Below are 26,980 nucleotides of genomic sequence, written 5' to 3'. Positions count from 1 at the left end.
CATAGTCGACGGTCCGTTTCTGTAGGCCCGCTTCGTATGGTCGCTACATGACCGTTTTGGACGACACCGCTTCTCCCGAGGGCGAGCCCACCGACGCGCGCGGGCGCGTGGCCGAGCTGCACGCGATTCGTGCCGAGGCCCTGCGCGGCCCGAGCGAGAAGGCGACGAAGGCCCAGCACGCCAAGGGCAAGCTGACCGCCCGCGAGCGGATCGAGCTTCTTCTGGACGCGGGTTCGTTCCAGGAGGTCGAGCAGCTGCGCCGGCACCGGGCGACCGGGTTCGGCCTGGAGGCCAAGAAGCCGTACACCGACGGTGTCATCACCGGCTGGGGCACGGTCGAGGGGCGCACGGTCTTCGTCTACGCCCACGACTTCCGCATCTTCGGCGGCGCGCTCGGTGAGGCGCACGCCACGAAGATCCACAAGATCATGGACATGGCCATCGCGGCCGGTGCGCCGCTGGTCTCCCTGAACGACGGCGCGGGGGCCCGTATCCAGGAGGGCGTCTCCGCGCTCGCCGGGTACGGCGGCATCTTCCAGCGCAACACCAAGGCCTCGGGCGTCATCCCGCAGATCAGCGTCATGCTCGGCCCGTGCGCGGGCGGTGCCGCCTACAGCCCCGCCCTCACCGACTTCGTCTTCATGGTCCGCGAGACCTCGCAGATGTTCATCACCGGACCCGACGTGGTGCGTGCGGTGACCGGCGAGGAGATCACCCAGAACGGCCTGGGCGGCGCCGACGTGCACGCCGAGACCTCGGGCGTCGCGCACTTCGCGTACGACGACGAGGAGACCTGCCTCGCCGAGGTCCGCTACCTCATCGCGATGCTCCCCTCGAACAACCGCGAGAACCCGCCCACCCACGAGTCGGACGACCCGGCGGACCGCCGCTCGGAAGTCCTGCTCGACCTGGTCCCGGCGGACGGCAACCGTCCGTACGACATGACCAAGGTCATCGAGGAGCTCGTCGACGACGGCGACTACCTCGAGGTCCACGAGCGCTGGGCCCGCAACATCATCTGCGCCCTGGCCCGTCTGGACGGCAAGGTGGTCGGCATCGTAGCCAACCAGCCGCAGTCGCTCGCCGGAGTCCTGGACATCGAGGCTTCCGAGAAGGCTGCCCGCTTCGTCCAGATGTGCGACGCTTTCAATATCCCGATCGTGACGCTCCTCGACGTGCCCGGCTTCCTGCCGGGTGTGGACCAGGAGCACGGCGGGATCATCCGGCACGGCGCCAAGCTGCTCTACGCGTACTGCAACGCCACGGTCCCGCGCATCTCGCTGATCCTGCGCAAGGCCTATGGAGGTGCGTACATCGTCATGGACAGCCAGTCCATCGGCGCCGACCTCACCTACGCCTGGCCCACGAACGAGATCGCGGTGATGGGCGCCGAGGGCGCCGCCAACGTCATCTTCCGCCGCCAGATCGCGGCCGCCGAGGACCCCGAGGCCATGCGTCAGAAGATGGTCAAGGAGTACAAGGCCGAACTGATGCACCCCTACTACGCCGCCGAGCGCGGCCTGGTCGACGACGTCATCGACCCCGCCGCCACGCGTGAGGTGCTGATCAGCTCCCTCGCGATGCTCCGCAACAAGCACGCGGACCTGCCGTCGCGCAAGCACGGCAACCCTCCGCAGTAAATCCGCAGTACTGACGCAGTACTTCCTGCAGTAGCCCACAAGGAGAACGCTGCAATGACTACCCCCGACATTCGCGTCGAGAAGGGCCACGCCGAGCCCGAAGAGGTCGCCGCCATCACCGCGATCCTGCTGGCCCGCGCCGCCGCCACCGCACAGGCACCCACGCCCCGCCGGGGTCGCGACAGGGCCGGCTGGCGCCGCCTGGAGCGCTCGCCCGGCTTCCGCGCCCCGCACAGCTGGCAGGGCTGACCGGCCCTCTGAAGCAGCCGGCAAGGCCGACAGGCACCCCGAAGGACCCCGCCATGGTGCGGGGTCCTTCGGCGTCTGCCCGCCAGATCAGTCGAACTCTCCGTCAAACACCCCGAGCTTGAACGCGTACCACTCCTCCGCGGTGAAGCGCAGGACGAGGCCGCGAGGGTCTGCGGGGTTGCGCAGGGCCACCGCGCCGTTCGCCAGCTGGGCTATCTCCACAGGGCCCTTGGCGGGGCTCCCCGGGGTGCTTGTCCACTGGGCGCGAGAGATGTCGAGCGCGTAGAGCAGCGCCTTTTCCCGCTGCGTGACACGTGTGCCGCTTGCAGTGTTCGTTCTCATATCTGCAGCATCCCGGAGTTGATTCCAGCGATGAATGCGTGCCACGAGGTGGAGTCGAATACGAGTGTTCCGAACTCCCGATTCTTCGTGTCACGAATCGCCCGCTGATCGGCCGAAAGCTTCGTATGCTCGATGCAGCCGTTCGAGGCGCCGCTGTAGGTGCTCTTGTGCCAGTTCGCTTTCACTGATTCGACTTCTGTATCTGTGAACGCGGCACTGGCCGCAGATGTACGAGACATCACGACCCGCTTTCTCCATTCATGTTTTTGAGGATGTACTGGCGAGACTCGGCGGGAGAGAGCGCGGCGGCCGTCAGATCGTCCCAGGCTTTGGTGTAAACCTGCACGTCAGGCCGCTGCTCAAGCAATGTTCCCCCGGTCATGTGTTCCAACCAGGTCACCTCTATGGGGGGCTCTCCGCGCAGGGTGAACACCGTGTACGGAGCGTACTGCGCGAGCGGCAATGCGATGTTCAGGGGGAGGATCTGAACAGTGACATTGGCCTGATTACCCACGTCGATCAGGTGCTGAAATTGTTGACGGATCAATTCAGCGGGACCAGAAATGCGGTGCAGTGCCGGGGCGTCGATGACGACGCGCAGCCGGAATTCATTGTTCCCGTCGAGCAGATCTTTGCGTCTCATGCGTGTCTCCACAAGAGTTTCGACGCGATCCGCTTCGGCTCCCGCGGTGAATATCTCCCGCATGTATGCCTCTGTCTGGAGCAGACCCGGAAGGACCATTGGCTCGTAAGAGCGGATGAGTGAGGAGTCGGCCTCCAGCGTGAGGTAGTCGCGCAAGTCGCCGCTGATCAAGGGACCTTGACCGGACCACCAGTCGACCTTGTGGATGTCCCTGGCGAGCCGCTTCAGATTCGACCGCTGCTGATCGTCCTTCACCCCGTACAGATTGAGCAGGGTGGTGAGGTCGAGTTGCCGGATGCCCCGTTTGCCTGTCTCGATCTGGCTGATCTTTGGCTGCCCACACTCCAGCGCGTCGGCCGCGTCCTGGACCTTGAGGCCGGCATCCGACCGGAGTCGTCGCAGCTCGGCGCCGAGACGCCGGCTGCGCATGGTGGGCATATCACTTTGCGGCATGCGCACATGATGTCCCTCGCCTTCCGGCCAGACAACTGTCATCTGCCGCACTCCCCTTGAGAGATATGGCTGGTACGTAATACTTGCCTAAGTGATAGATGCCTCGACATGATGCGAGTCCAACGTCCTTTGTTCTCGGTTGAGTTGACACCTACAGCGGTGCCGGAGGGGCAATGCCGAACATGTCCGCGGAGCAACTCGTAGTGATCAGCAGATCCTGCGAGGTCCGCATGGAGTACGACCCGCACTGCCTGGAGCAGATACGCCGGATCGTCGGCGCCTGCCTGTGCAGTTGGGGCCTGGAGGAGCTGGTCGACGACTGCGCCTTCGTGGCCACCGAACTGTGCAGCAATGTGCGGCACTGCACGTGCTCGTCGTTCGAGTTCGCCGTCCGTCGTACGGGCGCTGAGAGCGTGCGCCTGGAGGTGACGGACACTTCCACCGAGCTTCCGGTGGTTCCCACCGAGCTCCCTGACCTGTTCCAGGTCAGCGGGCGTGGACTGTTCCTCGTCGCGGCTCTGTCGGCCGACGTCGGGGTCGAACCGACGGTCGGAGGCAAGATGGTCTGGGCCGAGCTCAAGGTGCCCGGGTTCGGCTGACGAGGCCGGTAATGGGGGGTGAGACGTCGGCCGGACGCGATGCGTCGGTCGGCGTCTTCGTCTGTGTACCAGCATGACTCTCCTCTCTTTTTTCTGTGGTCTTTCCTGGTCCTTGCTGGCCGTTCTCGCGCCGGTGTCTGCCGTACCGCCGCACAGAAGGTGCTCTGCGGTCCGTTCGGCCGGATGGCGACCTACAGGGCGGCGGTGTCCCCGAGGAGCTTGGCCAGTCCGCGCATACCCCGGTGTGCGGCGGTCCGGACGGTTCTCGCCCGTCTGCCGAGCACGGCGGCCGCCTGTCGGAGGTCGAGCCTCACCACGAGGAGAAGGAGCAGTGCCTCCGCCTGCTCCTGCGGCAGCCGCGCGATGAGTGCGAGGGTCCGCTCGGCGGGCCGCGTGGCCTCGTCGCCGTCGGGCCGGAGCCGGTCCTGGCGGCAGGGGTGTTCCAGGGCTCTGGTGCGGACCATCAGAGCGCACCAGCCGCGGAAGTCGGCGCCGTTCCCCTGGAACTTGGCCAGATTTCGGGCGATGTACTCCCAACTTTGGGCCTCGACACCGGCGGCGAGCGCCGGACCCACCAATCCCTGGGCGTACAGGAGCAGTTGGGGGTGCAGGGACCGGTAGAGCACCCGGAAGGCGTCCTCGTCCCCCCGCTGCGCCGCCGCCACCGCCGCTCCCAGGTGGTCGTCCACCGGGAGTGCGCCGGAACGGCCCTCCTGCCCGGCTGGTGCCGCCCGCGCCCGCTGTGCGGTCAGGGCGCCGGTCAAGGAGACGCTCCCGCCTGGGTGGGACAGGCTCATGTGAGGGCTCCGCTTCCTGCTCGATCCGTCGGGGGAAAGAAGAAAGGCAGGAGTGGTCGCGAACCTGCCTCTCCCTCCAGCGAGGGTGCCATCGAAAACATCACAGCGGCAGGTATGTGTTTTGGCCAAAGGTGAACGCAAGGCTACGGTCGGCAACGCAAGGCGACGGTCGGCTACGTAAGGCAACGGACAGCATACGCAAGGCGACGGCCGCACGGAGGTGCCTTCACAGCAGTTCGCCCCCGCCGGCTCCTGCCGGCGGGGGCGAACTGTAGGACGTGTACGGGGCTGTTACCGGAGCCGCGCCATGAGCGCGTGCTCCACGAGCGTGATCAAACCGCTCTTGGCGTCAGCGCGATGCCGCGCGTCCGTCGTGATGATCGGAGTGTCCGGGCCGATCTGCAGCGCCTCGCGCACCTCGTCCGGCGTGTACGGCTGGTGGCCGTCGAAGCCGTTGAGGGCGATGACGAAGGGCAGGCCCGAGTTCTCGAAGTAGTCGACGGCGGGGAAGCAGTCGGCGAGCCTCCTCGTGTCGACCAGGACCACGGCGCCGATCGCGCCGCGTACGAGGTCGTCCCACATGAACCAGAAGCGGTCCTGTCCCGGCGTACCGAAGAGGTACAGGATCAGGTCCTGGTCCAGGGTGATGCGGCCGAAGTCCATGGCGACGGTCGTCGTCGTCTTGTCCCCGGTGTGGGTGAGGTCGTCGATGCCCGCGGACGCGGACGTCATGACGGCCTCGGTGCGCAGCGGGTTGATCTCAGAGACCGCCCCGACGAAGGTGGTCTTGCCCACGCCGAAGCCGCCCGCCACCACGATTTTCGCGGAGGTGGTGGAGCGAGCTGTTGCTCCGCCGCTAGAGCTTGCGAAGTCCACTGAGCACCCTTTCGAGCAGTGTCACGTCTGGCTGGCCGCCGGCGGTCTCGTCGCCGCCCGGCTGATGGATGGCGACAAGTCCGGCCTCCGCCAGGTCGGCTACGAGGATTCGGGCGACGCCGAGAGGAATGGAGAGAAGTGCCGAGATCTCAGCGATTGACTTGATCTCTCGGCACAGATTGCAGATCCGCTGATGCTCGGGCAACTGGCCCTGCAACTGATGCGGTTGAGCTGTGGTGTGCACCAGCGCCTCGATGGCGAGCTGGTAGCGGGGCCTGGTGCGGCCGCCCGTCATGGCGTACGGACGCACCAGGGGATTGCTCGCAGCCCCCGCGGGCGCCGGTTCAGGGGCGCGTCGCTGTGGTTGCACTGGCTGGATCCTGGGGGTGTGAGGCTGGTCGTACGGGCTCTGGCGGGGGCCCGGCTGCTGCGGTTGCTGATACGGCCTGCGGTGCTGGCTCGGTGTGGAGGGGAAGTTGTACCGGTTCGGCGCCCCGTCGTGCGGCCCTTGACCCTGGCCGTGACCAGGCGACCAGCTGGCCGATGACGAACCGTCCGGGGGTGTTCCTGAACCTGCCACGTACTCCTCCTCCGACTGTGCCTGGCACCATCATCCTGGAGCCGCGTTCCGAAACCTTACGGCCACGGAGCGCGAAAACGCACCGTACGTCTACTAGTTGAGAAGGCTCCCCTGCAGCTCCGCACGCAGGTCGGGCGTGAGTACGGTGCCGGCGCGGTCGACAAGAAGTGCCATCTCGTACCCAATGAGACCGATGTCCGCATCCGGGTGTGCGAGGACGGCGAGCGAGGAGCCGTCAGAAATGGACATGAGGAAGAGAAATCCTCGCTCCATCTCCACAACGGTCTGGGTCACGGAACCGCCCTCGAAGATCCGGGAGGCCCCGGCGGTGAGGGAGGTCAGACCGGACGCGACAGCCGCGAGCTGGTCGGCCCTGTCGCGGGGGAAGCCTTCGGACATCGCCAGAAGGAGTCCGTCGGCGGAGACCACCACCGTGTGGGACACCCCGGGGGTGTTGTCCACGAAGTTAGTGATCAACCAGTTCAGATTCTGCGCCGCCTGGCTCATCGGGCTCACACTAACGCTCCTGGTTGTAGGTGCTGTCAGGCCCACCGTGGTGATTACCGGTGTCCTGGCCATTCGTGGTGTCACTGCCTGCGTTGCGTCCCCGCTGGACGCCGCGGCGCAGGTTGCTCAGCCGACCCCGGACGTCCTCGGGGTCGCGGGAGACCTGAGGGCCGCCCTGTGGGGTCTGTTCCGCCGTACCCTCGACCAGATTGGCCTTGGGCACCCGCTTCGGGAGACCGGACGGGGTGACCCCACCCGCCTTGGGCTCCTTCAGCGATTCGGCGCGCTGCCAGCGGTCGTCGTTGGACGTACGCCAGCTGCTGTCGTTGTCGCCGTCCGCGGTGTCGGCCGGGGCCGGGACGCTGCCGTTGCTGATCGCACCGGTGGCGCCGCGGCGCGGAAGACCCGCAGCGGTGGTGTCGTGGACCGCGGACGGGGCCGGTCCGGGACGCTCGAAGCCTACGCGGTCGGCACCGTTCGCGGGAGCCGCCGAGCCAGATTCCGATTCCGGAGAGTACTCGGCCCGATACGCGCCCGAGTTGTCGTCGAATCCGCCGCGCGTCGGCCAGTCGTCCTGGTGAGAGCGGTCCGGGTAGGCCGAGAACGGCTCGGAGACAGCACCCGTACGAGCGGCGTCGTCGTTCTGACCCGCCTCCGCATAGGGCGCTTCCTGGTATGCGTCCTGCGCCGGATAGTAGGGGTCGTCGTACGCCTGTTGTACGGGCTGACCCTGGTTGTACTCGTCGTACACCGGGGCCTGCCGACCGTACGAGGGGTCGTAGCCACCCTGCTGCTGCTCGAAGCCCTGCTGCTCGAAGCCCTGCGCCTGCGCCTCCAGAGCGGCACGCCGCTCCTCGCGCATCAGCGAGCGGCCCACCGGGTCGAGATCCTGGGAGTCGACCGCGTCGCCGTTGTAGCGGCTGTCGTCGAAGCCGAGCTCGGCCGCCGTACGTATCGGCGGGTGGTTGAACGCCGCCGCCTGATCCGGGGCCTGCTGCTCCGGCATGATCGAGGAGACGGTGAAGTCGGAGTCGGACAGCTGGTTCTCGCCGCTGCCGCCGTGCGTGATCCCGTCGGGGAGCATGACGAGCGAGGTCGTACCTGCCTGCTCGCCCGAGGGGCGCAGCTGGACGCGGATGCCGTGCCGGTCGGAGAGGCGGCCGACCACGAACAGGCCCATGCGCTGGGAGATCGCGGCGTCCACCGTCGGCGGGTTGGCGAGCTTGTGGTTGATGTCCGCGAAGTCCTCGGCGGTGAGGCCGATGCCCTTGTCGTGGATCTCGACCATGATGCGGCCGTCGGGAAGACGGGTCGCGGTGACGCGGACCTTGGTCTGCGGCGAGGAGAACGTGGTGGCGTTCTCCAGGAGCTCGGCGAGCAGGTGCACGAGGTCGGTCACGGCCAGGCCGTGGATCTCGGCCTCCGGAACGCCCGACAGCTCGATGCGCTCGTACTGCTCCACCTCGGACGATGCGGCGCGCAGCACGTCGACCAGCGGGACCGGCTGGTCCCAGCGGCGTCCGGGCTCCTCGCCGGAGAGGACCAGGAGGTTCTCGCCGTTGCGGCGCATACGGGTCGCCAGGTGGTCCAGGCGGAAGAGGCTCTCCAGCTGGTCCGGGTCGGCCTCGTTGTTCTCCAGGTCGGTGATGAGGGTCAGCTGGCCCTCGATCAGGGACTGGTTGCGCTGCGAGAGGTTGGTGAAGATCGCGTTGATGTTGCCTCGGAGCAGGGCCTGCTCGGCGGCGAGCCTGACGGCCTCGCGGTGCACCTGGTCGAAGGCGCGGGCGACCTCGCCGATCTCGTCCGTGGAGTTGATCGGGATGGGCTGCACGCGGGTGTCGACGCGGCCGGGGTCGGTGCGCGAGAGCTGGTCGACCAGCATCGGCAGACGCTGCTCGGCGATGCCGAAGGCGGCCGTACGCAGCTGGCGCATCGCGCGGCTCATCTGGCGGGCCATGAGCCCGGCCAGGATGAAGGCGGCGAGCAGCGCGATCACGACGATGGCGCCGTTGATGTAGGCGGTGCGCTGGGCGTTCGACGCGATGTCCGCGGCCTCGTTCACGGCCTTGTCGGCCAGGTCGGACTCGATGGTGCGGTACGCGTCGAACTTGGCGCTGGTGGTGGCCCACCAGGCCTCGGGGGTGATGCCCTTGCCGGCGAGGGCGACCCGGGCGCTGGGCTGCGTGGACTCCAGCTGGGCCATGGCCGCGACCATCGCCTCGGAGGACGGCGGCGGTACGAACGTCTCGCCCTTGGCCTTCGCGGCGGCGGCCGCCTGCTTGGCCTGCTTCTCGCCGTCGGCCTTCAGCTGCTTCTTCGCGGCCTCCAGCTTGGCGACGTCCGCCGAGGTGCCACCGCCCGTGTACTCCTCGATGGCGATGCCTTCGAGATAGGCGTACGACGAGAGCGCCACGCGCTGCTTGGCGAGGCTCGTGGAGGTGGGTCCTGGCTCGACGAGAAGGTGCGTACCGAGGGAGCGCTGGAGGGAGAGCGCGGCCTTGGTCAGCGAGATCGCGTAGACGGTGCGGCCGTAGCTGGTGATGTTTCCGGTGCCCAGACCGAGTTCGTTGGCGAACTCCATCAGGGGGTGCTGGATGGCGACGTAGCCCTCTTCGGTCTGCGCGCCGGAGAGCTTGGAGGTGTAGGCGGCCTGGCGCAGGGACTGCAGCCCCGGCTCCACCTTGTGGAAGCCTTCGAGGCGGCGCTCGAGGCCTTCCTTCTTGGGCATGTTCTTGGCGGCGGCGTCGAACTTGGCCCCGGCCTCGTCGGTGGCCTTGCGGGCCTTCACGACGACGGGGTCGTTCTTCTTGCCGCGCAGCAGCGGGGCCGCGGAGAGGTCGCGCTCCTCGATGAGGCGGTTGCCGTAGTTCAGAGAGGCCTGCACGAGGCGGGCCGTGGCCTCGGCGTCCTGGGCTTCGCTCCAGGTGTCGATCGAGCCCTTGACCTGGAAGCCGCCCATGACGAGACCGACGAGCACGGGTATGAGGAGGATCGCGTTCAGACGGGTCGGCACGCGCCAGTTGCGCGGGGACAGTCTTCCGCCGCTGGGGGCCGGCGTCTCCACACTCTGCACATCGGCGGGGGACGCCGCTGTGCGCGGCGGCGGGGTGAAGTTGCCCCGCGTGTCCCGCGTATGCGGCGGCGCGGGGCTCGTCTTGCTTCGCCTCACTCGACCAACAACCTCTCGGCGGCGGGACCTGCACTGGTCCCGCTGTCGTCTCCAAGGCCCGTGCTACTGGGCAGTTCGACGCATTCCAGCACGTCAGGCGGTCCTCTACCAAACAGTAGGAAGCGCAAGTTGTGAGTGGTGTAAGCCTCAGATAAAACGGTCAAATGGAGCGAGCCCCGCCAAAAGGCGGGGCTCTTGTGCGCGTAGCGACACCGAATGACCGCGACGCGTGGCGGCGCCCGGTGAATTCTCTGTCGAAACGTTATGAACAGAGCGGCCACCCGTGTCAAAGGACACAGACCGCTCTGTTGAATCTACGGCAACTTCCGTACGCCCTCGTCTACTTGAGTCGTGCCATAAGTGCGTGCTCGACCAGCGTGATCAGGCCGCTCTTTGCGTCCGCACGGTGTCGGGCATCGGTGGTGATGATCGGCGTGTTGGGGCCGATCTGGAGAGCTTCGCGCACCTCGTCGGGGGTGTACGGCTGGTGGCCGTCGAAGCCGTTGAGGGCGATGACGAAGGGCAGGCCGCTGTTCTCGAAGTAGTCGACGGCCGGAAAGCAGTCGGCGAGACGGCGGGTGTCCACGAGCACGACGGCGCCGATCGCGCCGCGTACGAGGTCGTCCCACATGAACCAGAAGCGGTCCTGACCGGGCGTACCGAAGAGGTACAGGATCAGGTCCTGGTCCAGGGTGATGCGGCCGAAGTCCATGGCGACGGTCGTCGTCGTCTTGTCCCCGGTGTGGGTGAGGTCGTCGATGCCCGCGGACGCGGACGTCATGACGGCCTCGGTGCGCAGCGGGTTGATCTCGGAGACCGCGCCCACAAACGTGGTCTTGCCCACGCCGAAGCCGCCCGCCACCACGATTTTCGCGGAGGTGGTGGAGCGAGCCGGCGCTCCGCCGCTAGAGCTTGCGAAGTCCACTGAGCACCCTTTCGAGCAGTGTCACGTCAGGCTGACCGCCGGCGTTCTCGTCGCCGCCCGGCTGGTGAATGGCGACGAGCCCGGCCTCGGCCAGGTCGGCCACGAGAATCCGGGCCACGCCGAGCGGCATGGAGAGCAGGGCCGACACCTCGGCCACCGACTTGACCTCACGGCACAGGTGGCAGATGCGCTGGTGCTCGGGGAGCAGCCCCATCAGCTGCGCCGGGTCGGCCGTCGTGCTCACCAGCGCCTCTATCGCGAGCTGGTAGCGGGGCCTTGTCCGGCCGCCGGTCATCGCATAAGGACGCACCAGCGGCTGGTCGCCTTCAATCCCGTACGACGCGTGAGAGCCGTACGGGTCATGAGAGGCGTTGGGCGGGGTCATGGATCCTCCGGGCGGGACAGCAGGTGGTCTGCGTGCCGTCTGATAGAGCCGGTGGGGGGCACCAGGTTGGCCGGACGGTGGTCAGTACGTTCGGTCGGTGGGGCGGCCGATGAAGAAATTCAGTGCAACAGGCTGCCCTGCAGTTCGGCGCGGAGGTCCGGGGTGAGGACGGCGCCCGCGCGGTCGACGAGCAACGCCATCTCGTATCCGACAAGGCCGATGTCACACTCCGGGTGCGCGAGCACGGCCAGCGATGAACCGTCGGAGACGGACATGAGGAAGAGGAACCCCCGCTCCATCTCCACGACGGTCTGGGTGACGGCGCCGCCCTCGAAGATCCGGGAGGCCCCGGCGGTGAGCGAGGTCAGACCCGACGCGACCGCGGCCAGCTGATCGGCGCGGTCACGCGGGAATCCCTCGGACATCGCCAGAAGGAGGCCGTCGGCGGAGACCACGACCGTGTGGGACACCCCGGGGGTGTTGTCCACGAAGTTCGTGATCAGCCAGTTCAGATTCTGTGCCGCCTGACTCGGACTCAACTAACGCTCCTGCTGGTGAGTGGGGAAGCTGCCGGTCTGGCCCGTACCGGCCTGGCGACCCTGCTGGATGCCCCGACGGAGATTCGTCAGCCGGCCGCGCACGTCATCGGGCGCACGCGAGACCTGCGGACCTGTGCTTTCCTGCTGCTGCTGCGCGGTGCCCGCGACGAGGTTGGCTCGTGGGACGCGGCGCGGCAGTCCTGACGTGGTGACACCACCGGCGGACGGCTGCCTGACGCGCTCGGCCTGGCGGCCGAGCTCGTCGTTGGGCGAGGTGCGCCACGAGGCGGCGCTGCCGTTCGTGACGTTGTTGATGTTGCCGCCGCCGTTGCCGTTGGACGCGGGGGCGGGCGCTGAGACCGGGCGCTGGGGCATGCCCGGGTTCTGGGGCTGCTGTCCCTGCGGCTGCTGTCCTTGCTGCCGCGACGGTAGGGGCGACGAGGGCTGCGGGCGCTGCGGACGCAGGGGCTGCTGCGGCTGCTGCTGCTCGGGGGAGCGGTCGCCGCCCTGCTGACCCTGGTGCCCTTGCTGGGGCTGCTGTTGCTGCTGCTGGAACCAGTTGGTCTCCAGCGTGTCGAACAGCGGGGTGCGGCCGTCGCCGGGACCGGCGGGCGGCAGGCCCTCCGACTGCGAAGGCTGCTGGGGCTGCTGGGGTTGGTGCGGCTGCTGCTGCGAGGGCTGCTGCGGCACCGGCGGCATGCCGAGCGGGTCGCCCTGCCCCTGCTGACCACCGGGGCCCTGACCCTGACCGGGGCCCTGACCGCGCCGGGGCGCCCCGCCGTTGTAGCCGGGGGCGCTGGTGCCGGGACGCTGGAACTGCCCGGTGCCCGAGCCGGAGGAGCCGCTCTGACCACCGAAGACGTCCGGGCGGACGTACTGTCCGGTGCCCTGCTGACCCTGACCGTGACCCTGGTTCTGGCCCTGACCGGGGCCCTGACCACCCTGCTGACCGTGATCGGCGTTCTGCGGCGAACCCGTACCGGGCGGAGGCCCGTTGAAGTCCGGCCGCGGGAACTCGGCGGTCGAGCCGGGGCCCTGCGCGCCCGCGCCCGCCACGGGGTGCGGGAACTGTCCGGTGGACTCCGGCTCCTCGTGCCCGCGCGGGGTGTCGAACGGCTCGCGCGAGATCTGCGGCTGCGCGTTCTCGTCGCTCCAACTGGGCACGCGAGGCTGCGGGTTGCCCCCGGGCAGCTCGGCACGCGGGCCACCGCGCGGCGGCAGCTGCGGCCTGCGCCCCTGGTCCCCGCCGTCGTTCGCGGAGGGGTTCATGGGCCCGGCGGGGTTCATGGGTCCGGCGGGGTTCACCGGATTCGTACGCTGCTGCGGTACGGGAGGCTGCGGCGCGGAACCCTGACCGCGGCCACTGCCCTGCCCGCCCTCGAAGAGGCTGCCACCGGAAGTACCCGTGTTGCCGGAGCCGAAGTTGGACGTTCCCTGCCGGGGAGGCAGCTGGCCGGAAGGATTCGCCGGAGCGGACGGCGAACCGGCCCGCGGTCCCGCGTCACGCGAGGGCAGCGCCGCGCGCGGCCCCGTTCCCGCGACCTGACCACGAGAGGGAGCCGCACCGAGCCGGCCCGCGGAACCCGCGGGAGCCGAGCCGGGCGCACCGCTTCCGGCGCCGACTCCGCGACGCGCGGCGGCGGCACCGGCGGAGGCCTGCGCGGCGACGGGGCCACCGCTCTGGCCCGGGACGGGCGCACCGGGCTTGTTCGGCGCGTTCTTGCCGCCCTGGGCGACATCGACGGGCAGCATGACCAGCGCGGTCGTGCCGCCGGAGTCCGACGGACGGAGCTGGATGCGGATGCCGTGGCGCTGCGACAGACGGCCGACCACGAACAGACCCATGCGGCGCGAGACCGAGACGTCCACGGTGGGCGGCGACGCGAGCCGCTCGTTGATCGCGGCGAGGTCCTCGGGCGAGAGGCCGATGCCCGTGTCGTGGATCTCGATGAGCACACGGCCGTCGGGCAGCGCGTGACCGGTGACCTTGACCTTGGTCTGCGGCGAGGAGAACGATGTCGCGTTCTCGAGCAGCTCGGCGAGCAGGTGCACGAGGTCGTTGACCACGCGTCCGGCGACCTCGGTCGTCGGGACCGCGGAGAGCTCGATGCGCTCGTACTGCTCCACCTCGGACGCGGCGGCACGCAGCACGTCGACGAGCGGAACGGGCCGGGTCCAGCGGCGGCCGGGCTCTTCACCGGCGAGCACGAGGAGGTTCTCGCCGTTACGGCGCATGCGGGTCGCGAGGTGGTCGAGCTTGAAGAGCGAGGACAGCTGGTCCGGGTCGGCCTCGCGCGACTCCAGCTCGGAGATGAGCGAGAGCTGGCGCTGGATGAGGCCCTGCGAACGGCGCGAGAGGTTGGTGAACATCGCGTTGACGTTGCCTCGCAGGAGCGCCTGCTCGGCGGCGAGACGGACGGCCTCGCGGTGCACGTCGTCGAAGGCCGCGGCCACCTGGCCGATCTCGTCCCGGGAGTGCACACCGACGGACTCGACGGAGGTGTCGACGTCCTGCGGGTCGGACTCGGAGAGCTGCTTGACGAGCTCGGGCAGGCGGTCCTGGGCGACCTTGGTCGCGGTGTCCTGGAGGCGCCGCAGCGAGCGGATCATGGACCGGGCCACGACGAAGGCGCCGACGAGCGAGACACCGAGGACGAGCAGGATCAGCGCACCGTTGAGGATGGCGGCCTGCTCGGACTCGTTGCGCAGCTCGCGGGCCTTCTGCTCCATCTCGTTGAGCAGCGTGAGCTCGATCTTGGACATCGCGTCGATCTTGGTGGTGTCGTTGTCCACCCAGTCCTTGTACGAGCGCTTGTCCTGGAGCTTGATGCCGCCCTCCTGCTCAAGCACACGCTTGGCGTAGGAGTCGGCGCCCTTGATGGAGGAGTTGCCGCCGTCGATGGGCTTGGTCAGCTCGTCGGGGTTGCCCGCGTAGATGCCCTTGAAGGCATCCAGCTTTGAGTTCTCCTTGTCGAGCGCGGCGAAGCCGTAGCGCCGGTCGGTCTCGGAGATCTTGCCGAACGTGCTGTCGCCCGCCGGGAGCGAGGCGGCGATCACGGCGCGCTGCACCGAGGCGTACTCCTTGGCGGAGGAGAAGGCCGTCAGGGCGCGGGTGCGCTGGATCATGTCCGGGTTGCTGGTCGCCTGCGCCATGTCCGACGACAGGGAGAGCAGCTGCTCGATGAGCTGGCTGTAGGCGTCGACCGTCTGCGAGGTGGAGTTCGCGTCCTGGTAGGCGTCCTTGCGGACCCTGGTGATCTGCTGGAGCTGCTGGGTGATCTCGACCGTGTTCGCGCGGACGCCGAGGAGGCCCTTGTCGCTGTCGGTGTTGTCGAGCTCCTGCGTCTCCTGGAGGAAACGGTTGTACGCGCGGTCCGTCTTCTCCCGGGAGCCCTTGACCACGTAGTCCGACGACTTCGCGCCGTGCGCGAGGGGACCTGCCGAGCGGTCGCGCTCCTCCTGGAGCGCGGAGGCCAGCTCGGTGGCCCGCTTGGTCATGTCGGTCAGCATCTTCATGTTGTTGAGCTGCTGGATCTCGTCCATCGACTCATTGATACGAAGAGCGCCGAGAGAGGTCGCGGTGATCACGGGGAGCGCGAGCAGCGAGACGAGGCGGGTGGAGATGCGCCAGTTGCGCAGGGCTATTCGCGACCCGGGTCCTGTGGGCGACTTGGCCGTGCCCGTCGAGCCGCCCGGTGTCGGAGCGGCCGTGGGCAGGCTCGTGCCGCCGCTCGTGCCGCGCACGGCGCCGAGGCCGTTGTCGCCGGACGGTGCCTGCCCGGGGTTCTGGGCGTGCTGGGCCGAGGAGCCGCGGTCGGTCCCGCCGCGCTCCGGCTCTGCCGCAGCGCCGCTGCCATCCCTCTTGAAACGTCCCTGCACTAGCGTCGCAACCTCTGGACCAGGCGTCCCTCCGCACAAACGGCGGGACGGTGTCGGCGTCGTGGGGCGCGAAACGCCCCATGGTGGTCGTGAGTGACCGGCGCTGCTCCCCTTCTCCGCCGCCACTCGGCGCTGCGTTGCGCCCCTGCGCGCCGGTTCGATCCCGCGGCGGTCCCGGGAATTCCAGCACAGTGCAGGATCTCCAACAAGGCCCGTGTGTCGCACCGGGACTTCCGTGACCCGGCGTGAGGGGCGCGTCACGAGACGTAGAAAGTGAACAGGGCAAAATGGTCGATTGAGCCCAGGAAACCCGTGGACCAGGGGTGTCCCAGTGTTCATGATCGGGAGCGGAATGATTGCTTCAGTGGCGCAATGTCCGATTCCAACAAACCCTTCACGGGCCTGAATTGACCCATTTGCCCGCTCGCTCGTGAGGAAACTCACATCAAGATCAAGGTCTCATCCTGGCTTTGGGCGGGAATTGGATGTTTAGCCTGGCGCTTTACAGGGATGGCGAATCCGACAACCCGCGCCCTCCCCGGGACGCTTCAACGGACAGGACCCGAACAGCAGATGAAGACCGTCAAGTCGGCGATGTTCCGCAACATAGCCAACCCCCGCCGCACCACCCTCGCGCACCTCACGGACGCGCAGGAGGTCGCCCCGGCCGCAGACCAGCCGGAGCACTCCACCGAACTGCCGACGCAGACGGCCAACCCCAAGCGCACGATCCTGATGGACGCGCCGGAGCCGCAGCTCCCGCTCGCGGGTTAATACGAGAGGCCGGCCCCCCTTGCCGCGTTAGCCTGGAGCGTCAGACTCCACCCCACACCAGCAAGGGGCCAACGCTCACGTGCGCATCGCCAGGTTCTCCATCGACGGCAACGTCGCCTTCGGCGCGGTCGAGGGCGAAAGTCCCCCCGGAACGACCGACGGGCTCGTCCTCGACATCATCAAGGGCATCCCGTTCGCGGACTTCGAGCTCTCCGGCACGAAGGTCCCGCTGAGCAAGGTCAGGCTGCTGCCTCCGGTGCTCCCCAACAAGGTCGTGGGCATCGGCCGCAACTACGCGGACCACGCGAAGGAGCTCGGCAACGAGGTCCCCGACATCCCGGTCGCCTTCTTCAAGCCGTCCACCTCGGTGATCGGCCCCGGCGACTCCATCGCGTACCCCTCCTTCTCGCAGGAGGTGCACTACGAGGCCGAGCTCGCCGTGGTCATCGGCCGCATGTGCCGCGAGGTCCCGCGCGAGCGCGCCCGTGACGTCATCCTCGGCTACACCTGCGCCAACGACGTCACCGCGCGTGACGTGCAGCAGCGCGAGAAGCAGTGGGCCAGGGCCAAGGGCTTCGACAGCTCCTGCCCGCTCGGCCCCTGGGTGGAGACCGACCTCGACCCCTCCGACCTCACCATCCAGTGCACGGTCAACGGCGAACAGCGCCAGCTGGGGCGTACGGCCGACATGGTCCGCTCCATCGAGGACCTGATCGTGCACATCTCCGAGGCCATGACGCTGCTCCCGGGCGACGTCATCCTCACGGGCACCCCGGCAGGGGTCGGCCCCCTCAACGTCGGCGACGAGGTCGCCGTCACCATCGAAGGCATCGGCACTCTCACCAACAAGGTGATCAAGCGTGGCTAACGCGACTCCCGTACGCGTACGTTTCTGTCCCTCGCCGACCGGCAACCCCCACGTGGGCCTGGTCCGCACCGCTCTCTTCAACTGGGCCTACGCCCGGCACAACGAGGGCTCCCTGGTCTTCCGCATCGAGGACACCGACGCGGCCCGCGACTCCGAGGAGTCGTACGAGCAGCTGCTCGAGGCGATGCGCTGGCTGGGCTTCGACTGGGACGAGGGCCCCGAGGTCGGCGGCCCGCACGAGCCGTACCGCCAGTCGCAGCGGATGGACATCTACCAGGACGTCGCCGCCAAGCTCCTGGACGCGGGGCGCGCGTACTACTGCTACTGCTCCACGGAGGAGCTCGACGCCCGCCGCGAGGCCGCCCGCGCCGCGGGCAAGGCGTCCGGCTACGACGGCCACTGCCGCGACCTGACCGCCGAGCAGCGTGCCGCGTACGAGACGGAGGGCTGTAAGCCCATCGTCCGTTTCCGCATGCCCGACGAGGCGATCACGTTCACGGACCTGGTCCGCGGCGAGATCACCGTCCAGCCGGAGAACCTCCCGGACTACGGCATCGTCCGCGCCAACGGAGCACCGCTCTACACCCTGGTGAACCCGGTCGACGACGCCCTGATGGAGATCACCCACGTCCTGCGCGGCGAGGACCTGCTCTCCTCGACCCCGCGCCAGATCGCCCTCTACAAGGCGCTCGCCGACCTGGGCATCGCCAAGGAGACCCCGGCCTTCGGCCACCTCCCGTACGTGATGGGCGAGGGCAACAAGAAGCTCTCCAAGCGCGACCCGCAGGCGTCCCTGAACCTCTACCGCGAGCGCGGCTTCCTCCCCGAGGGCCTCCTGAACTACCTGTCCCTCCTGGGCTGGTCGTTCTCCGCGGACCAGGACGTCTTCTCGATCCCCGACATGGTCGCCAAGTTCGACCTCGCGGACGTGAACGCCAACCCGGCCCGCTTCGACCTGAAGAAGGCCGAGGCGATCAACGCCGACCACATCCGCATGCTGGACGTGAAGGCGTTCGCGGCGGCCTGCGAGCCGTGGCTGCGGGCCCCGCACGCCAACTGGGCCCCCGAGGCGTTCGACCAGGCGGCCTGGGAGGCCATCGCCCCGCACGCCCAGACCCGCATCAAGGTCCTCTCCGAGATCACGGAGAACGTGGACTTCCTCTTCCTGGACGAGCCCGTCGATGACGAGGCGTCCTGGACGAAGGCCATGGGCAAGGGCGACCCGGCCGCACTCCTGACGACGGCCCGCGCCAAGCTCGACGCCGCCGACTGGACGTCCCCGGAGTCCCTCAAGGAGGCCGTCCTGGCCGCCGGCGAGGAGCACGGCCTGAAGCTCGGCAAGGCCCAGGCCCCGGTCCGCGTGGCCGTCACGGGCCGCACGGTCGGCCTGCCCCTCTTCGAGTCCCTGGAGATCCTGGGCAAGGAGAAGTCGCTGACCCGCATCGACGCGACCCTGGCGAAGCTGGCCGCGTAAGCACGTCAGTCAGTACGCACGCACAGAACGAAGGGCCCGGAAGCCGCCACGGCTCCCGGGCCCTTCGCGTACGTTCGAACCATGCCGATCAAAGCCGTGGTCTGGGACGTCGATACTGCATTCTTCGGGGGATGACCCCCGAACCCCCAGCCGGGAGCGGCGTCTGCGATTACCGTCGGTGCCATGCCGATCAAAGCCGTGGTCTGGGACGTAGACGACACGATCTTCGATTACGCGCATGCCGACACTGCCGGTATGCACGCCCACCTCACCGCCGAAGGTCTCATCGAGCGGTACGAGACCGCCGAGCGTGCCCTCGTGCTGTGGAAAGAGGTCACCGAGCGGCACTGGGCGCGCTTCAGTGGCGGAGGGATCGAGTTCGAGGCGCAGCGACGGGACCGCGTGCGCGAGTTCCTGGATGCCGTCCTGACCGATCGGGAGGCCGATGCCTGGTTCGAGCGCTATCTCGTCCACTACGAATCCGCGTGGAAGCTCTTCCCGGACACGATCCCTGTCCTGGACTCCCTCGCCGGTGATTACCGTCACGCGGTCCTCTCCAACTCCGCCCTGACCGTTCAGGACCGCAAACTGCGCGTCCTCGGTGTGCGCGACCGCTTCGAGTCCGTCCTGTGCGCCGCCGAACTCGGCGTCTCCAAGCCCGCGGCGGAGGCCTTCCTCGCGGTCTGCACGACGATGGGCCTGGCTCCCGACGAGGTCGCCTACGTGGGGGACCAGCCGGAGATCGACGCGCGCGGCGCCCGTGACGCGGGTCTTCTCGGGATCTGGCTCGACCGCAACAGCGCGTCCCAGGAAGGCCCGTCGGGCGTGCACCGCATCACGTGCCTCGCGGAGCTGCCGCCGCTGCTTCGCGCCGATACCCGTTTTGGAGCGCCGTCCACCTTCGGGTAATGTTCTTCCTGCGCCGCCCGAGAAGGCCGAAAGGTCCGGACCGGGAGACGTAAGTCGAAGCAAAGCTCCTACATGGGGTTGCGTATCGATGGCCTATGGTGTAATTGGCAGCACGACGGTTTCTGGTTCCGTTAGTCTAGGTTCGAGTCCTGGTAGGCCAGCTCGCAGAGCTTATCTGCAACGCCCCCGTTGTGTAGCGGCCTAGCACGCCGCCCTCTCAAGGCGGTAGCGCCGGTTCGAATCCGGTCGGGGGTACAGATCCTTCCCATGGAAGCAGTCAGGGTCGCACCCGCTGCTACCGATGCAGGATCGCTAGGGCCCCCGTTGTGTAGCGGCCTAGCACGCCGCCCTCTCAAGGCGGTAGCGCCGGTTCGAATCCGGTCGGGGGTACGCAGGTCTAGCTGGTCTAGACCACTGTGGGCTATGGTGTAATTGGCAACACGACGGTTTCTGGTTCCGTTGTTCTAGGTTCGAGTCCTGGTAGCCCAGCGCAGTACAGCAGGACAAAGCAGTGCAGCAGGACGAGCTAGCCCCCGTTGTGTAGCGGCCTAGCACGCCGCCCTCTCAAGGCGGTAGCGCCGGTTCGAATCCGGTCGGGGGTACGCGAATCGAGAAGGGGCCTTCCCGTGAGGGAGGGCCCCTTCGTCGTTCCCTCTGGTCTTCTCTCCGGTCAATCCTCTTGCCTGTAGCGGCGGTTGGACTCCCCCGCCTGTGCGAGCCTGCGCAGGCTCAGCAGGACCGGCTCGTAGAGGACGGTGAGCGCGACCGCCGCCTCGAGCTGTTCGTCGGGCGAATCGAAGCGCTCCACCAAGTCCAGGTCGGCGACGGCCAGTTGACCCGCCGAGCGCGCGTAGGGCGCCAAGTCGTCGATGCCGCAGGGGTATCCGAGCCTGGCGAGCGTCGCGACCGCGGTCACGAGCATTCCGTACGCCGGTGACTCCGGCCCGTACCCCTGCCCGTGCTGCCAGTCGAGTCGTTCGAGCAGGGCGTCGACCGTGTGCCGTGCCGTCGCCGTCGCCGGGTCGTCCTCGACGGGCTCGGGGCCGTGGGGGAGTGCCCAGACGGCCGTGCCCAGGCGGGAGCTGTGGTCCAGGGAATCGTCCTCCAGGGCGGTGAGCACCTCCCTCGCGGACGCGATCGGCACCCGGCCCACCTGGATGAGCGCGCGCACGAGACGCAGTCGCTGCAGGTGCTTCTCGTCGTACTCGGCCTGGGTCGCGCTCACGCGGCGGCCCGGCGGGAGCAGGCCCTCGCGCAGGTAGTACTTGATCGTGGCCGTCGAGACCCCGCTGCGCGTGCTGAGCTCCGCCAGTCTCATCGGCTCGCTTTCCCTCTTGCTCGTTCTCTCTTGCCTTGCCCCCCTTGCGCATCCACTTGGGGAGTGGCACTATCCAATCATGGATAGCGACACTATCCAACGCTCTCCTGGAGGGGAAATCATCGTGAGCAGCAAGCCGATCGAAGGGCGCATGACCGCCGACGCGCAGGGCGGCGTGACCGTCTTCACCATCGGGATGCACATCAACAACTTCCGGGCCGTGAGCAGCTGGTGGCCCGTCTTCCGGGCGATGCCGCCCATGCTCAAGGAGCTGTCCAAGGACCGGGAGAGCGGCATGCTGGGCTATCAGCTGCTGCGCGGCGGCGCGCGGCTGCTGTACATCGTTCAGTACTGGGAGTCGTCGGAGAAGCTGATCGCCTACGCGTCGGCGCAGGACAAGGAGCACCGGTCCGCCTGGGCCGCCTTCAACCGGCGGATGCGGGAGGGCAAGGGGAAGGTCGGCTTCTGGCACGAGACGTACGTCGTGCCGGCGGGGGCCCATGAGCAGGTGTACGTGAACATGCCGGAGTTCGGCCTGGGGAAGGCCGTCGGTGTGGTGCCCGTCGGGCGGCGGGGCGAGCGGGCCGCCGACCGCCTCAAGGCGGCCTGAGGAAGCAAACGAGAACGCCCGAGGGGCCGCCGCGGCGTTGAGGCGGCCCCTCGGGCGTTCTGTGTACTGGCTGCGAGTGCTGCGGGTCCGGCCGTCCGGCCTGTTCAGCCCGTGCGGCGCAGGGCCTCGGACAGGCGTCCGGCGGCGTCGATGACGGCCTGGGCGTGCATGCGGCCCGGGTGTCGGGTCAGGCGCTCGATCGGTCCGGAGACCGAGACGGCGGCGACCACGCGGTTCGAGGGGCCGCGCACGGGAGCGGAGACGGACGCGACGCCCGGCTCTCGCTCGCCGATCGACTGGGCCCAGCCCCGTCGGCGTACGCCCGAAAGGGCCGTGGCCGTGAAGCGGGCGCCCTGGAGACCGCGGTGCAGGCGCTCCGGCTCCTCCCAGGCCATCAGGATCTGCGCGGACGAGCCCGCTTTCATCGTCAGCGTCGAGCCGACGGGGACCGTGTCCCGCAGGCCCGAGAGGCGCTCGGCCGCGGCGACGCAGATGCGCATGTCGCCCTGGCGGCGGTAGAGCTGCGCGCTCTCGCCCGTCACGTCACGCACATGCGTGAGCACCGGGCCCGCCGTGGCGAGCAGACGGTCCTCGCCGGCCGCCGCCGCGAGTTCCGAGAGCCGGGGGCCGAGAATGAAACGGCCCTGCATGTCGCGCGCCACCATCCGGTGGTGTTCCAGTGCCACGGCGAGACGGTGTGCCGTGGGTCGTGCGAGTCCGGTGGCCGCGACCAGACCCGCGAGGGTGGCCGGGCCGGACTCCAGGGCGCTCAAGACGAGAGCCGCCTTGTCGAGAACGCCGACGCCGCTAGAGTTGTCCATGCGTCGATACTCGCGTCTCACTCTGTGAAACGCAAGTTCAATTTCCCATGGAACACGTCACCCTGTACGTGCGATCCGCGGACCAACGGATAGCGGTCCACGCACGGTACGAGGGGTACGGGCGTGGACGAAAAATTCTCTAGTTGGGCCGGCGCCAACACAGCCGGTCGGAGGGAAAGCGATGGGTAGGACACTCGCGGAGAAGGTCTGGGACGACCACGTCGTCCGGCGCGCCGAAGGCGAGCCCGACCTTCTCTTCATCGATCTGCACCTGCTGCACGAGGTGACGAGCCCGCAGGCCTTCGACGGCCTCAGGCAGGCCGCACGCCCGGTGCGGCGCCTCGACCTCACCATCGCCACCGAGGATCACAACACCCCGACCCTCGACATCGACAAGCCCATCGCCGACCCGGTCTCGCGGGCGCAGTTGGAGACGCTGCGCAAGAACTGCGCCGAGTTCGGCGTGCGGCTGCACTCGCTCGGCGACGTCGAGCAGGGCGTCGTCCACGTGGTGGGCCCTCAGCTGGGACTGACCCAGCCCGGCACCACCGTGGTCTGCGGCGACTCCCACACCTCCACGCACGGCGCCTTCGGCGCGCTGGCGTTCGGCATCGGCACCTCCCAGGTCGAGCACGTCCTGGCCACGCAGACGCTGCCGATGGCGCCCCCGAAGACCATGGCCATCACGGTCGACGGCGAACTGCCCGACACCGTCACGGCCAAGGACCTGATCCTCGCCATCATCGCCAAGATCGGCACCGGCGGCGGCCAGGGCTACGTCCTGGAGTACCGCGGCTCCGCCATCGAGAAACTCTCGATGGAAGCCCGCATGACCATCTGCAACATGTCGATCGAGGCCGGCGCCCGCGCGGGCATGATCGCCCCCGACGCGACCACCTTCGACTACATCGAGGGCCGCGACCACGCCCCGAAGGGCGAGGACTGGGACGCGGCGGTCGCGTACTGGAAGACCCTGAAGACGGACGAGGACGCGGTCTTCGACGCCGAGGTCTACATCGACGCCACCAAGCTCGCGCCTTTCGTCACCTGGGGCACCAACCCGGGCCAGGGCGCGCCGCTCTCGGAGCAGGTCCCCGATCCCGCTTCGTACGAAGACGCCTCGGAGCGGTACGCCGCTGAAAAGGCCCTGGAATACATGGGGTTGACCGCAGGGCAGGCGCTGCGCGACATCAAGGTCGACACCGTCTTCGTAGGTTCCTGCACCAACGGCCGTATCGAGGACCTGCGCGCGGCGGCCTCCATCGTCGAGGGCCGCAAAGTCGCCGAGGGCGTACGGATGCTGGTCGTTCCCGGCTCGGTCCGGGTCGCCCTGCAGGCCATCGAGGAGGGCTTGGACAAGGTCTTCACCGCCGCGGGCGCCGAATGGCGGCACGCGGGCTGCTCGATGTGCCTGGGCATGAACCCCGACCAACTTGCCCCCGGCGAGCGCTCCGCGTCGACGTCCAACCGCAACTTCGAGGGCAGGCAGGGCAAGGGCGGCCGCACCCATCTGGTGTCGCCCCAGGTCGCCGCCGCCACCGCGGTGACGGGGCATCTGTCCTCGCCCGCCGACCTGACCGATGCCCCTGACGCCCCCGTCACCGCCGGAGTCTGAGAGCCATGGAAGCATTCACCACGCACACCGGCCGGGCCGTCCCGCTGCGCCGCAGCAACGTCGACACCGACCAGATCATCCCCGCCCACTGGCTGAAGAAGGTCACCAGGGACGGATTTGAGGACGGGCTCTTCGAGGCCTGGCGCAAGGACGGCGAGTTCGTTCTGAACAAACCCGAGCGCCAGGGCGCCACGGTTCTGGTCGCGGGACCCGACTTCGGTACGGGCTCCTCGCGCGAGCACGCCGTCTGGGCGCTGCAGAACTTCGGCTTCAAGACCGTCATCTCCTCGCGCTTCGCCGACATCTTCCGCGGCAACTCGCTGAAGAACGGTCTGCTGACCGTCGTGCTCGACCAGAAGGTCGTGGACGCGCTCTGGGCCCTCACGGAGGCCGACCCGCAGGTCGAAATCACCGTTGACCTGCAAGATCGTCAGGTTCGGGCCGAGGGCGTCACCGCCGACTTCGAGCTCGACGAGAACGCCCGGTGGCGTCTCCTGAACGGTCTGGACGACATCAGCATCACGCTCCAGAACGAGCCGGACATCGCCGCCTACGAGTCGACGCGCCCCTCGTACAAGCCGCGGACGGTGCAGGTCTGACACCCCCGCAACACCCTGGTGTACCCCCAATCGTGGACGGTTGGGGGTACATCTGTGTCTGCCCCCTTCCGGGTGCGCGATGGCCTGAACGGGTGGTCTCAACTCCCTTGATTCAGACGGTAGAAGAGGCTTGAAATCCCCTTGTACTCGCTGCGACCGGGTACCCTCAGGAGGGCGCCGGATGTGGGTAGTTACCCCCTGCGGAGGCGACAACTCGCCCCAGATGGCACAATCGGTGCATGGAACGTGACAGCCAACTCGAGCTCTACGGGCTTGTTGCGGACCAACTGAAGGAAGCGCACTCAAGAGTGCGTGCACTGCAAGTCCCGGAGGGCGTACGGATGGCGCTGACCCGGAAGCTGCTGGTCATTACGGCTGCGGCCAAACACGATCTCGCCGATGCGGCAAGGCGTCTGGAGCTATTGATGGCGTCCCTCGACCAAGCTGAAGAGGGCCGATTCCCCGAAGACACCTGAGCCACAAGGCTCAAACGGGCCTTCGAGGAACCTTCGAGGAACTCATGGACAGCCGAGTTCGTTGCGGCACAAGGGTGATTAGCCCGTTTCGTGTTTGATTTGCGGTATATATCTGCCTAACGTGCGAAAAAGCCTGGCGAATACGCTCGGGCGAGGTCTCCGAAGGGGAAGACGTGAACAAGGCGCAGCTCGTAGAAGCGATTGCCGACAAGGTGGGCGGCCGCCAGCAGGCCGCCGACGCCGTGGACGCGGTTCTGGACGCAGTCGTCCGTGCCGTGGTCAGCGGAGACCGTGTTTCGGTCACCGGTTTCGGATCGTTCGAGAAGGTTGACCGTCCGGCCCGCTACGCCCGCAACCCGCAGACCGGGGAGCGCGTTCGGGTCAAGAAGACCTCGGTTCCGCGTTTCCGCGCAGGACAGGGCTTCAAGGACCTGGTGAGCGGCTCGAAGAAGCTCCCGAAGAACGACGTCGCGGTCAAGAAGGCGCCCAAGGGCAGCCTTTCGGGCGGCAGCGCTTCGGCGACCGTCAAGAAGGCGGCGGCCAAGAAGGCCACGGCCAAGAAGGCGGCGGCGAAGAAGGCCACTCCCGCCAAGAAGACCACCGCCAAGAAGACGACGGCGACGGCGAAGAAGGCGACCGCCAAGAAGACCACCGCCAAGAAGGCGACGGCGACGGCGAAGAAGGCGTCCGCGGCCAAGAAGACCACGGCCAAGAAGGCGACCCCCGCCACCAAGAAGGCGACCGCCAAGAAGACCGCGCCGGCCACCAAGAAGGCCACCGCCAAGAAGACCGCGCCCGCCAAGAAGTCGGCGGCGCGCAAGACCACCGCCAAGAAGGCGACCGCCCGCAAGAAGTAAGGGCACGAGGGCACTCACGCGCCGGGCCGGGCTCCCAACTGGGAGCCCGGCCCGCGGCGTGTCCTGGGCCCTGTGAGGAGGGGCGGCGGTCTTGTGGAGGGCCGTCTCAGAACGTTTGCAGCGTCACAAGGGTGACGCGGCGCTGCTCGCCCTCTCCCTCGACCTCGATCCGCACCCGCTGGCCCGGCCTGAGCAACCGCAGGCCGCCCGCGTCGAACGCCGGGGGATCGAAGGGCACCGGAGTGCCGTCGTCGAGCAGCACGCTGCCGCTGCGGGTCTCGGAGTCGTACGTGTACGCGGTCGCCTGCATGGGGGAAGCGTACTCAGTCGGCGATCAGCAGCCTCGCGGCAGCCGCCGCCGTGCGCGGTCCGACGCCCAGCGCGAGCGCGGTCCGCAGATCCTCGCCGGTGTCCACGTCCTGGCGTACGGAATCGACATCGGCGAGCGGAAGTTCCACCGCGCCGGATGCCGAGTGCCGGGAACGGGACGCCGCGCCGAAAGCGGGGAGCAATTCCATGCCGGGGGCCGCGGAGAGCAGAGTCGTGCCGATTCCGGCGGCATCCGCAAGGAAAGAACGGGGAAAATATGCGGCGCTGTCGAGTACCCGGGCCAATTCCAGGGGACGCAGTGCGGGGAGATCGGCATTCAGCGCCGCGACAGCCGTTTCGGGCCGCCCGGCGCGCACGGCCGCCGTCCCGTGCGCCAGAGCGGCGTTGAGGCCCCCCGCGGGCTCGTCCCGCACGATCCGGGCTCCGAGGGACGTCAGCTCGCGCCCGGCCAGGACATCGTCCGTGACGACCACCACACCCTTTACCGCGGAGCAGGCCACCGCGGCGGCCACGGTGTCCTGTGCGAAGGCGAGAGCGAGGCCCGGGCGCAAGGTGTCGCCGGTACTGGCGGTGAGCCTGCTCTTGGCGCGCTCCAGCGGTTTCAGGGGTATTACCAGGGTCCACTGCACGGGGGCGGCTCCGTCCTTCGCGTCAGCGCCCATTGTGGCCTGCTGGGAGTTCCGGGCAGCGAACGCGGGCGTACGGTGTTCTCGACAGACAGGCAGCCCGGGGCGACACTTGAGCGG

The 26,980-nt window shown here is 68.3% G+C and carries 28 protein-coding genes and 5 tRNA genes; 17 read left to right on the top strand and 16 right to left on the bottom strand.

All coding sequences use genetic code 11. The features are described 5' to 3' along the window. The first annotated feature begins 47 nt into the window (after nt 1–47). Complete coding sequence (locus ACWFRJ_RS32700; RefSeq protein ID WP_453539067.1) at nt 48–1,640, top strand: acyl-CoA carboxylase subunit beta; 1,593 nt, start codon at nt 48–50, stop codon at nt 1,638–1,640. A gap of 54 nt (nt 1,641–1,694) precedes the next feature. Next, entirely contained in the window at nt 1,695–1,889 is a 195-nt protein-coding gene (locus ACWFRJ_RS32695) for an acyl-CoA carboxylase subunit epsilon (RefSeq protein ID WP_453539064.1), read from the top strand. Nucleotides 1,890–1,976: 87 nt separating this feature from the next. On the opposite strand, the gene ACWFRJ_RS32690 is transcribed toward ACWFRJ_RS32695, so the two are convergent. From ACWFRJ_RS32690 to ACWFRJ_RS32680, 3 genes are read right to left on the bottom strand one after another with little or no spacing between them, the layout of a single operon-like run. Further along, nucleotides 1,977–2,231, bottom strand: a complete 255-nt coding sequence (locus ACWFRJ_RS32690; RefSeq protein WP_453539061.1) for a DUF397 domain-containing protein — start codon at nt 2,229–2,231, stop codon at nt 1,977–1,979. Then, nucleotides 2,228–2,470 carry a DUF397 domain-containing protein gene (locus ACWFRJ_RS32685; RefSeq protein ID WP_453539418.1) on the bottom strand — a complete coding sequence of 81 codons (243 nt, stop codon included), beginning with the start codon at nt 2,468–2,470 and terminating at the stop codon, nt 2,228–2,230. The genes ACWFRJ_RS32690 and ACWFRJ_RS32685 overlap by 4 nt, the downstream gene beginning before the upstream one ends. Continuing rightward, nucleotides 2,470–3,327 carry a helix-turn-helix domain-containing protein gene (locus ACWFRJ_RS32680; RefSeq protein ID WP_453539415.1) on the bottom strand — a complete coding sequence of 286 codons (858 nt, stop codon included), beginning with the start codon at nt 3,325–3,327 and terminating at the stop codon, nt 2,470–2,472. Before ACWFRJ_RS32680 ends, ACWFRJ_RS32685 begins: the two co-directional genes overlap by 1 nt. A 173-nt stretch (nt 3,328–3,500) precedes the next feature. On the opposite strand from ACWFRJ_RS32680, the gene ACWFRJ_RS32675 reads away from it, so the two are divergent. Continuing rightward, complete coding sequence (locus tag ACWFRJ_RS32675; protein ID WP_453539058.1) at nt 3,501–3,926, top strand: ATP-binding protein; 426 nt, start codon at nt 3,501–3,503, stop codon at nt 3,924–3,926. Nucleotides 3,927–4,117: 191 nt separating this feature from the next. Here ACWFRJ_RS32675 and ACWFRJ_RS32670 read toward each other — a convergent pair whose 3' ends face one another. From ACWFRJ_RS32670 to ACWFRJ_RS32630, 9 genes are all read right to left on the bottom strand, one after another. Then, nucleotides 4,118–4,723: an RNA polymerase sigma factor gene (locus tag ACWFRJ_RS32670; protein ID WP_453539055.1), complete on the bottom strand. Its 606-nt coding sequence runs from the start codon at nt 4,721–4,723 to the stop codon at nt 4,118–4,120. A 291-nt stretch (nt 4,724–5,014) separates the two neighbouring features. Beyond that, entirely contained in the window at nt 5,015–5,599 is a 585-nt protein-coding gene (locus ACWFRJ_RS32665) for a GTP-binding protein (protein WP_190084708.1), read from the bottom strand. Next, entirely contained in the window at nt 5,580–6,179 is a 600-nt protein-coding gene (locus ACWFRJ_RS32660) for a DUF742 domain-containing protein (protein ID WP_453539051.1), read from the bottom strand. Before ACWFRJ_RS32660 ends, ACWFRJ_RS32665 begins: the two co-directional genes overlap by 20 nt. Before the next feature lie 93 nt (nt 6,180–6,272). Then, nucleotides 6,273–6,686, bottom strand: a complete 414-nt coding sequence (locus ACWFRJ_RS32655; RefSeq protein ID WP_135330751.1) for a roadblock/LC7 domain-containing protein — start codon at nt 6,684–6,686, stop codon at nt 6,273–6,275. A 10-nt stretch (nt 6,687–6,696) separates the two neighbouring features. Beyond that, nucleotides 6,697–9,855: a nitrate- and nitrite sensing domain-containing protein gene (locus ACWFRJ_RS32650; protein ID WP_453539048.1), complete on the bottom strand. Its 3,159-nt coding sequence runs from the start codon at nt 9,853–9,855 to the stop codon at nt 6,697–6,699. Nucleotides 9,856–10,195: 340 nt separating this feature from the next. After that, the gene (locus tag ACWFRJ_RS32645) at nt 10,196–10,780 is read right to left on the bottom strand and encodes a GTP-binding protein (RefSeq protein ID WP_453539045.1); all 585 of its coding nucleotides are present in this window, start codon (nt 10,778–10,780) and stop codon (nt 10,196–10,198) included. Continuing rightward, nucleotides 10,761–11,165, bottom strand: coding sequence for a DUF742 domain-containing protein (locus ACWFRJ_RS32640; protein ID WP_190084712.1), 405 nt, complete (start codon nt 11,163–11,165; stop codon nt 10,761–10,763). Before ACWFRJ_RS32640 ends, ACWFRJ_RS32645 begins: the two co-directional genes overlap by 20 nt. A gap of 119 nt (nt 11,166–11,284) precedes the next feature. Continuing rightward, nucleotides 11,285–11,704, bottom strand: a complete 420-nt coding sequence (locus tag ACWFRJ_RS32635) for a roadblock/LC7 domain-containing protein (protein WP_098244998.1) — start codon at nt 11,702–11,704, stop codon at nt 11,285–11,287. After that, nucleotides 11,705–15,583, bottom strand: a complete 3,879-nt coding sequence (locus ACWFRJ_RS32630; RefSeq protein ID WP_453539040.1) for a nitrate- and nitrite sensing domain-containing protein — start codon at nt 15,581–15,583, stop codon at nt 11,705–11,707. Between the two features lie 573 nt (nt 15,584–16,156). Here ACWFRJ_RS32630 and ACWFRJ_RS32625 point away from each other — a divergent pair. The 9 genes from ACWFRJ_RS32625 to ACWFRJ_RS32585 all read left to right on the top strand — a co-directional run bounded on the left by ACWFRJ_RS32625 (nt 16,157) and on the right by ACWFRJ_RS32585 (nt 20,210). Then, nucleotides 16,157–16,357 carry a hypothetical protein gene (locus tag ACWFRJ_RS32625; RefSeq protein WP_453539037.1) on the top strand — a complete coding sequence of 67 codons (201 nt, stop codon included), beginning with the start codon at nt 16,157–16,159 and terminating at the stop codon, nt 16,355–16,357. Between the two features lie 79 nt (nt 16,358–16,436). Continuing rightward, complete coding sequence (locus tag ACWFRJ_RS32620) at nt 16,437–17,225, top strand: fumarylacetoacetate hydrolase family protein (protein WP_453539034.1); 789 nt, start codon at nt 16,437–16,439, stop codon at nt 17,223–17,225. Then, the gene (gene gltX / locus ACWFRJ_RS32615) at nt 17,218–18,699 is read left to right on the top strand and encodes a glutamate--tRNA ligase (RefSeq protein ID WP_453539031.1); all 1,482 of its coding nucleotides are present in this window, start codon (nt 17,218–17,220) and stop codon (nt 18,697–18,699) included. The genes ACWFRJ_RS32620 and gltX overlap by 8 nt, the downstream gene beginning before the upstream one ends. A gap of 183 nt (nt 18,700–18,882) precedes the next feature. After that, entirely contained in the window at nt 18,883–19,608 is a 726-nt protein-coding gene (locus tag ACWFRJ_RS32610; RefSeq protein ID WP_453539028.1) for an HAD family hydrolase, read from the top strand. A gap of 89 nt (nt 19,609–19,697) precedes the next feature. Next, nucleotides 19,698–19,769, top strand: a tRNA-Gln gene (locus ACWFRJ_RS32605). A gap of 21 nt (nt 19,770–19,790) precedes the next feature. Beyond that, nucleotides 19,791–19,863, top strand: a tRNA-Glu gene (locus tag ACWFRJ_RS32600). Nucleotides 19,864–19,925: 62 nt separating this feature from the next. After that, nucleotides 19,926–19,998 (top strand) — tRNA-Glu (locus ACWFRJ_RS32595). A 27-nt stretch (nt 19,999–20,025) separates the two neighbouring features. Then, nucleotides 20,026–20,097 (top strand) — tRNA-Gln (locus tag ACWFRJ_RS32590). A 40-nt stretch (nt 20,098–20,137) separates the two neighbouring features. Beyond that, a tRNA-Glu gene (locus ACWFRJ_RS32585) sits at nt 20,138–20,210 on the top strand. Nucleotides 20,211–20,278: 68 nt separating this feature from the next. Here the strand turns inward: ACWFRJ_RS32585 and ACWFRJ_RS32580 are convergent. Continuing rightward, on the bottom strand, nt 20,279–20,926 hold the full coding sequence (locus ACWFRJ_RS32580) for a MerR family transcriptional regulator (protein WP_453539025.1): 648 nt from the start codon (nt 20,924–20,926) through the stop codon (nt 20,279–20,281). A 151-nt stretch (nt 20,927–21,077) separates the two neighbouring features. Here ACWFRJ_RS32580 and ACWFRJ_RS32575 point away from each other — a divergent pair, with 151 nt between their 5' ends. Continuing rightward, a complete protein-coding gene (locus ACWFRJ_RS32575) occupies nt 21,078–21,536 on the top strand; it encodes a DUF4188 domain-containing protein (RefSeq protein WP_453539412.1) in 459 nt (152 codons plus the stop codon). Between the two features lie 104 nt (nt 21,537–21,640). Here ACWFRJ_RS32575 and ndgR read toward each other — a convergent pair whose 3' ends face one another. Further along, nucleotides 21,641–22,357 (bottom strand): IclR family transcriptional regulator NdgR, encoded by a 717-nt coding sequence (ndgR, locus tag ACWFRJ_RS32570; RefSeq protein WP_383280905.1) that lies wholly within the window; start codon nt 22,355–22,357, stop codon nt 21,641–21,643. A 181-nt stretch (nt 22,358–22,538) separates the two neighbouring features. On the opposite strand from ndgR, the gene leuC reads away from it, so the two are divergent. From leuC to ACWFRJ_RS32550, 4 genes are all read left to right on the top strand, one after another. Further along, a complete protein-coding gene (gene leuC, locus ACWFRJ_RS32565; RefSeq protein WP_453539021.1) occupies nt 22,539–23,972 on the top strand; it encodes a 3-isopropylmalate dehydratase large subunit in 1,434 nt (477 codons plus the stop codon). Nucleotides 23,973–23,977: 5 nt separating this feature from the next. Further along, a complete protein-coding gene (gene leuD / locus ACWFRJ_RS32560; protein WP_453539018.1) occupies nt 23,978–24,571 on the top strand; it encodes a 3-isopropylmalate dehydratase small subunit in 594 nt (197 codons plus the stop codon). Between the two features lie 239 nt (nt 24,572–24,810). Further along, nucleotides 24,811–25,047 carry an SCO5555 family protein gene (locus ACWFRJ_RS32555; RefSeq protein WP_389909061.1) on the top strand — a complete coding sequence of 79 codons (237 nt, stop codon included), beginning with the start codon at nt 24,811–24,813 and terminating at the stop codon, nt 25,045–25,047. Nucleotides 25,048–25,220: 173 nt separating this feature from the next. Continuing rightward, entirely contained in the window at nt 25,221–25,904 is a 684-nt protein-coding gene (locus tag ACWFRJ_RS32550; protein ID WP_453539015.1) for an HU family DNA-binding protein, read from the top strand. 106 nt (nt 25,905–26,010) lie between these two features. On the opposite strand, the gene ACWFRJ_RS32545 is transcribed toward ACWFRJ_RS32550, so the two are convergent. Continuing rightward, nucleotides 26,011–26,214: a hypothetical protein gene (locus ACWFRJ_RS32545; RefSeq protein ID WP_361838132.1), complete on the bottom strand. Its 204-nt coding sequence runs from the start codon at nt 26,212–26,214 to the stop codon at nt 26,011–26,013. Nucleotides 26,215–26,227: 13 nt separating this feature from the next. Further along, a complete protein-coding gene (gene cofC, locus ACWFRJ_RS32540; RefSeq protein ID WP_453539409.1) occupies nt 26,228–26,863 on the bottom strand; it encodes a 2-phospho-L-lactate guanylyltransferase in 636 nt (211 codons plus the stop codon). Nucleotides 26,864–26,980: the final 117 nt, after the last annotated feature.

Source organism: Streptomyces sp. NPDC055239, from assembly GCF_053606205.1.
This window is presented reverse-complemented; position numbering and strand designations above follow the sequence as displayed.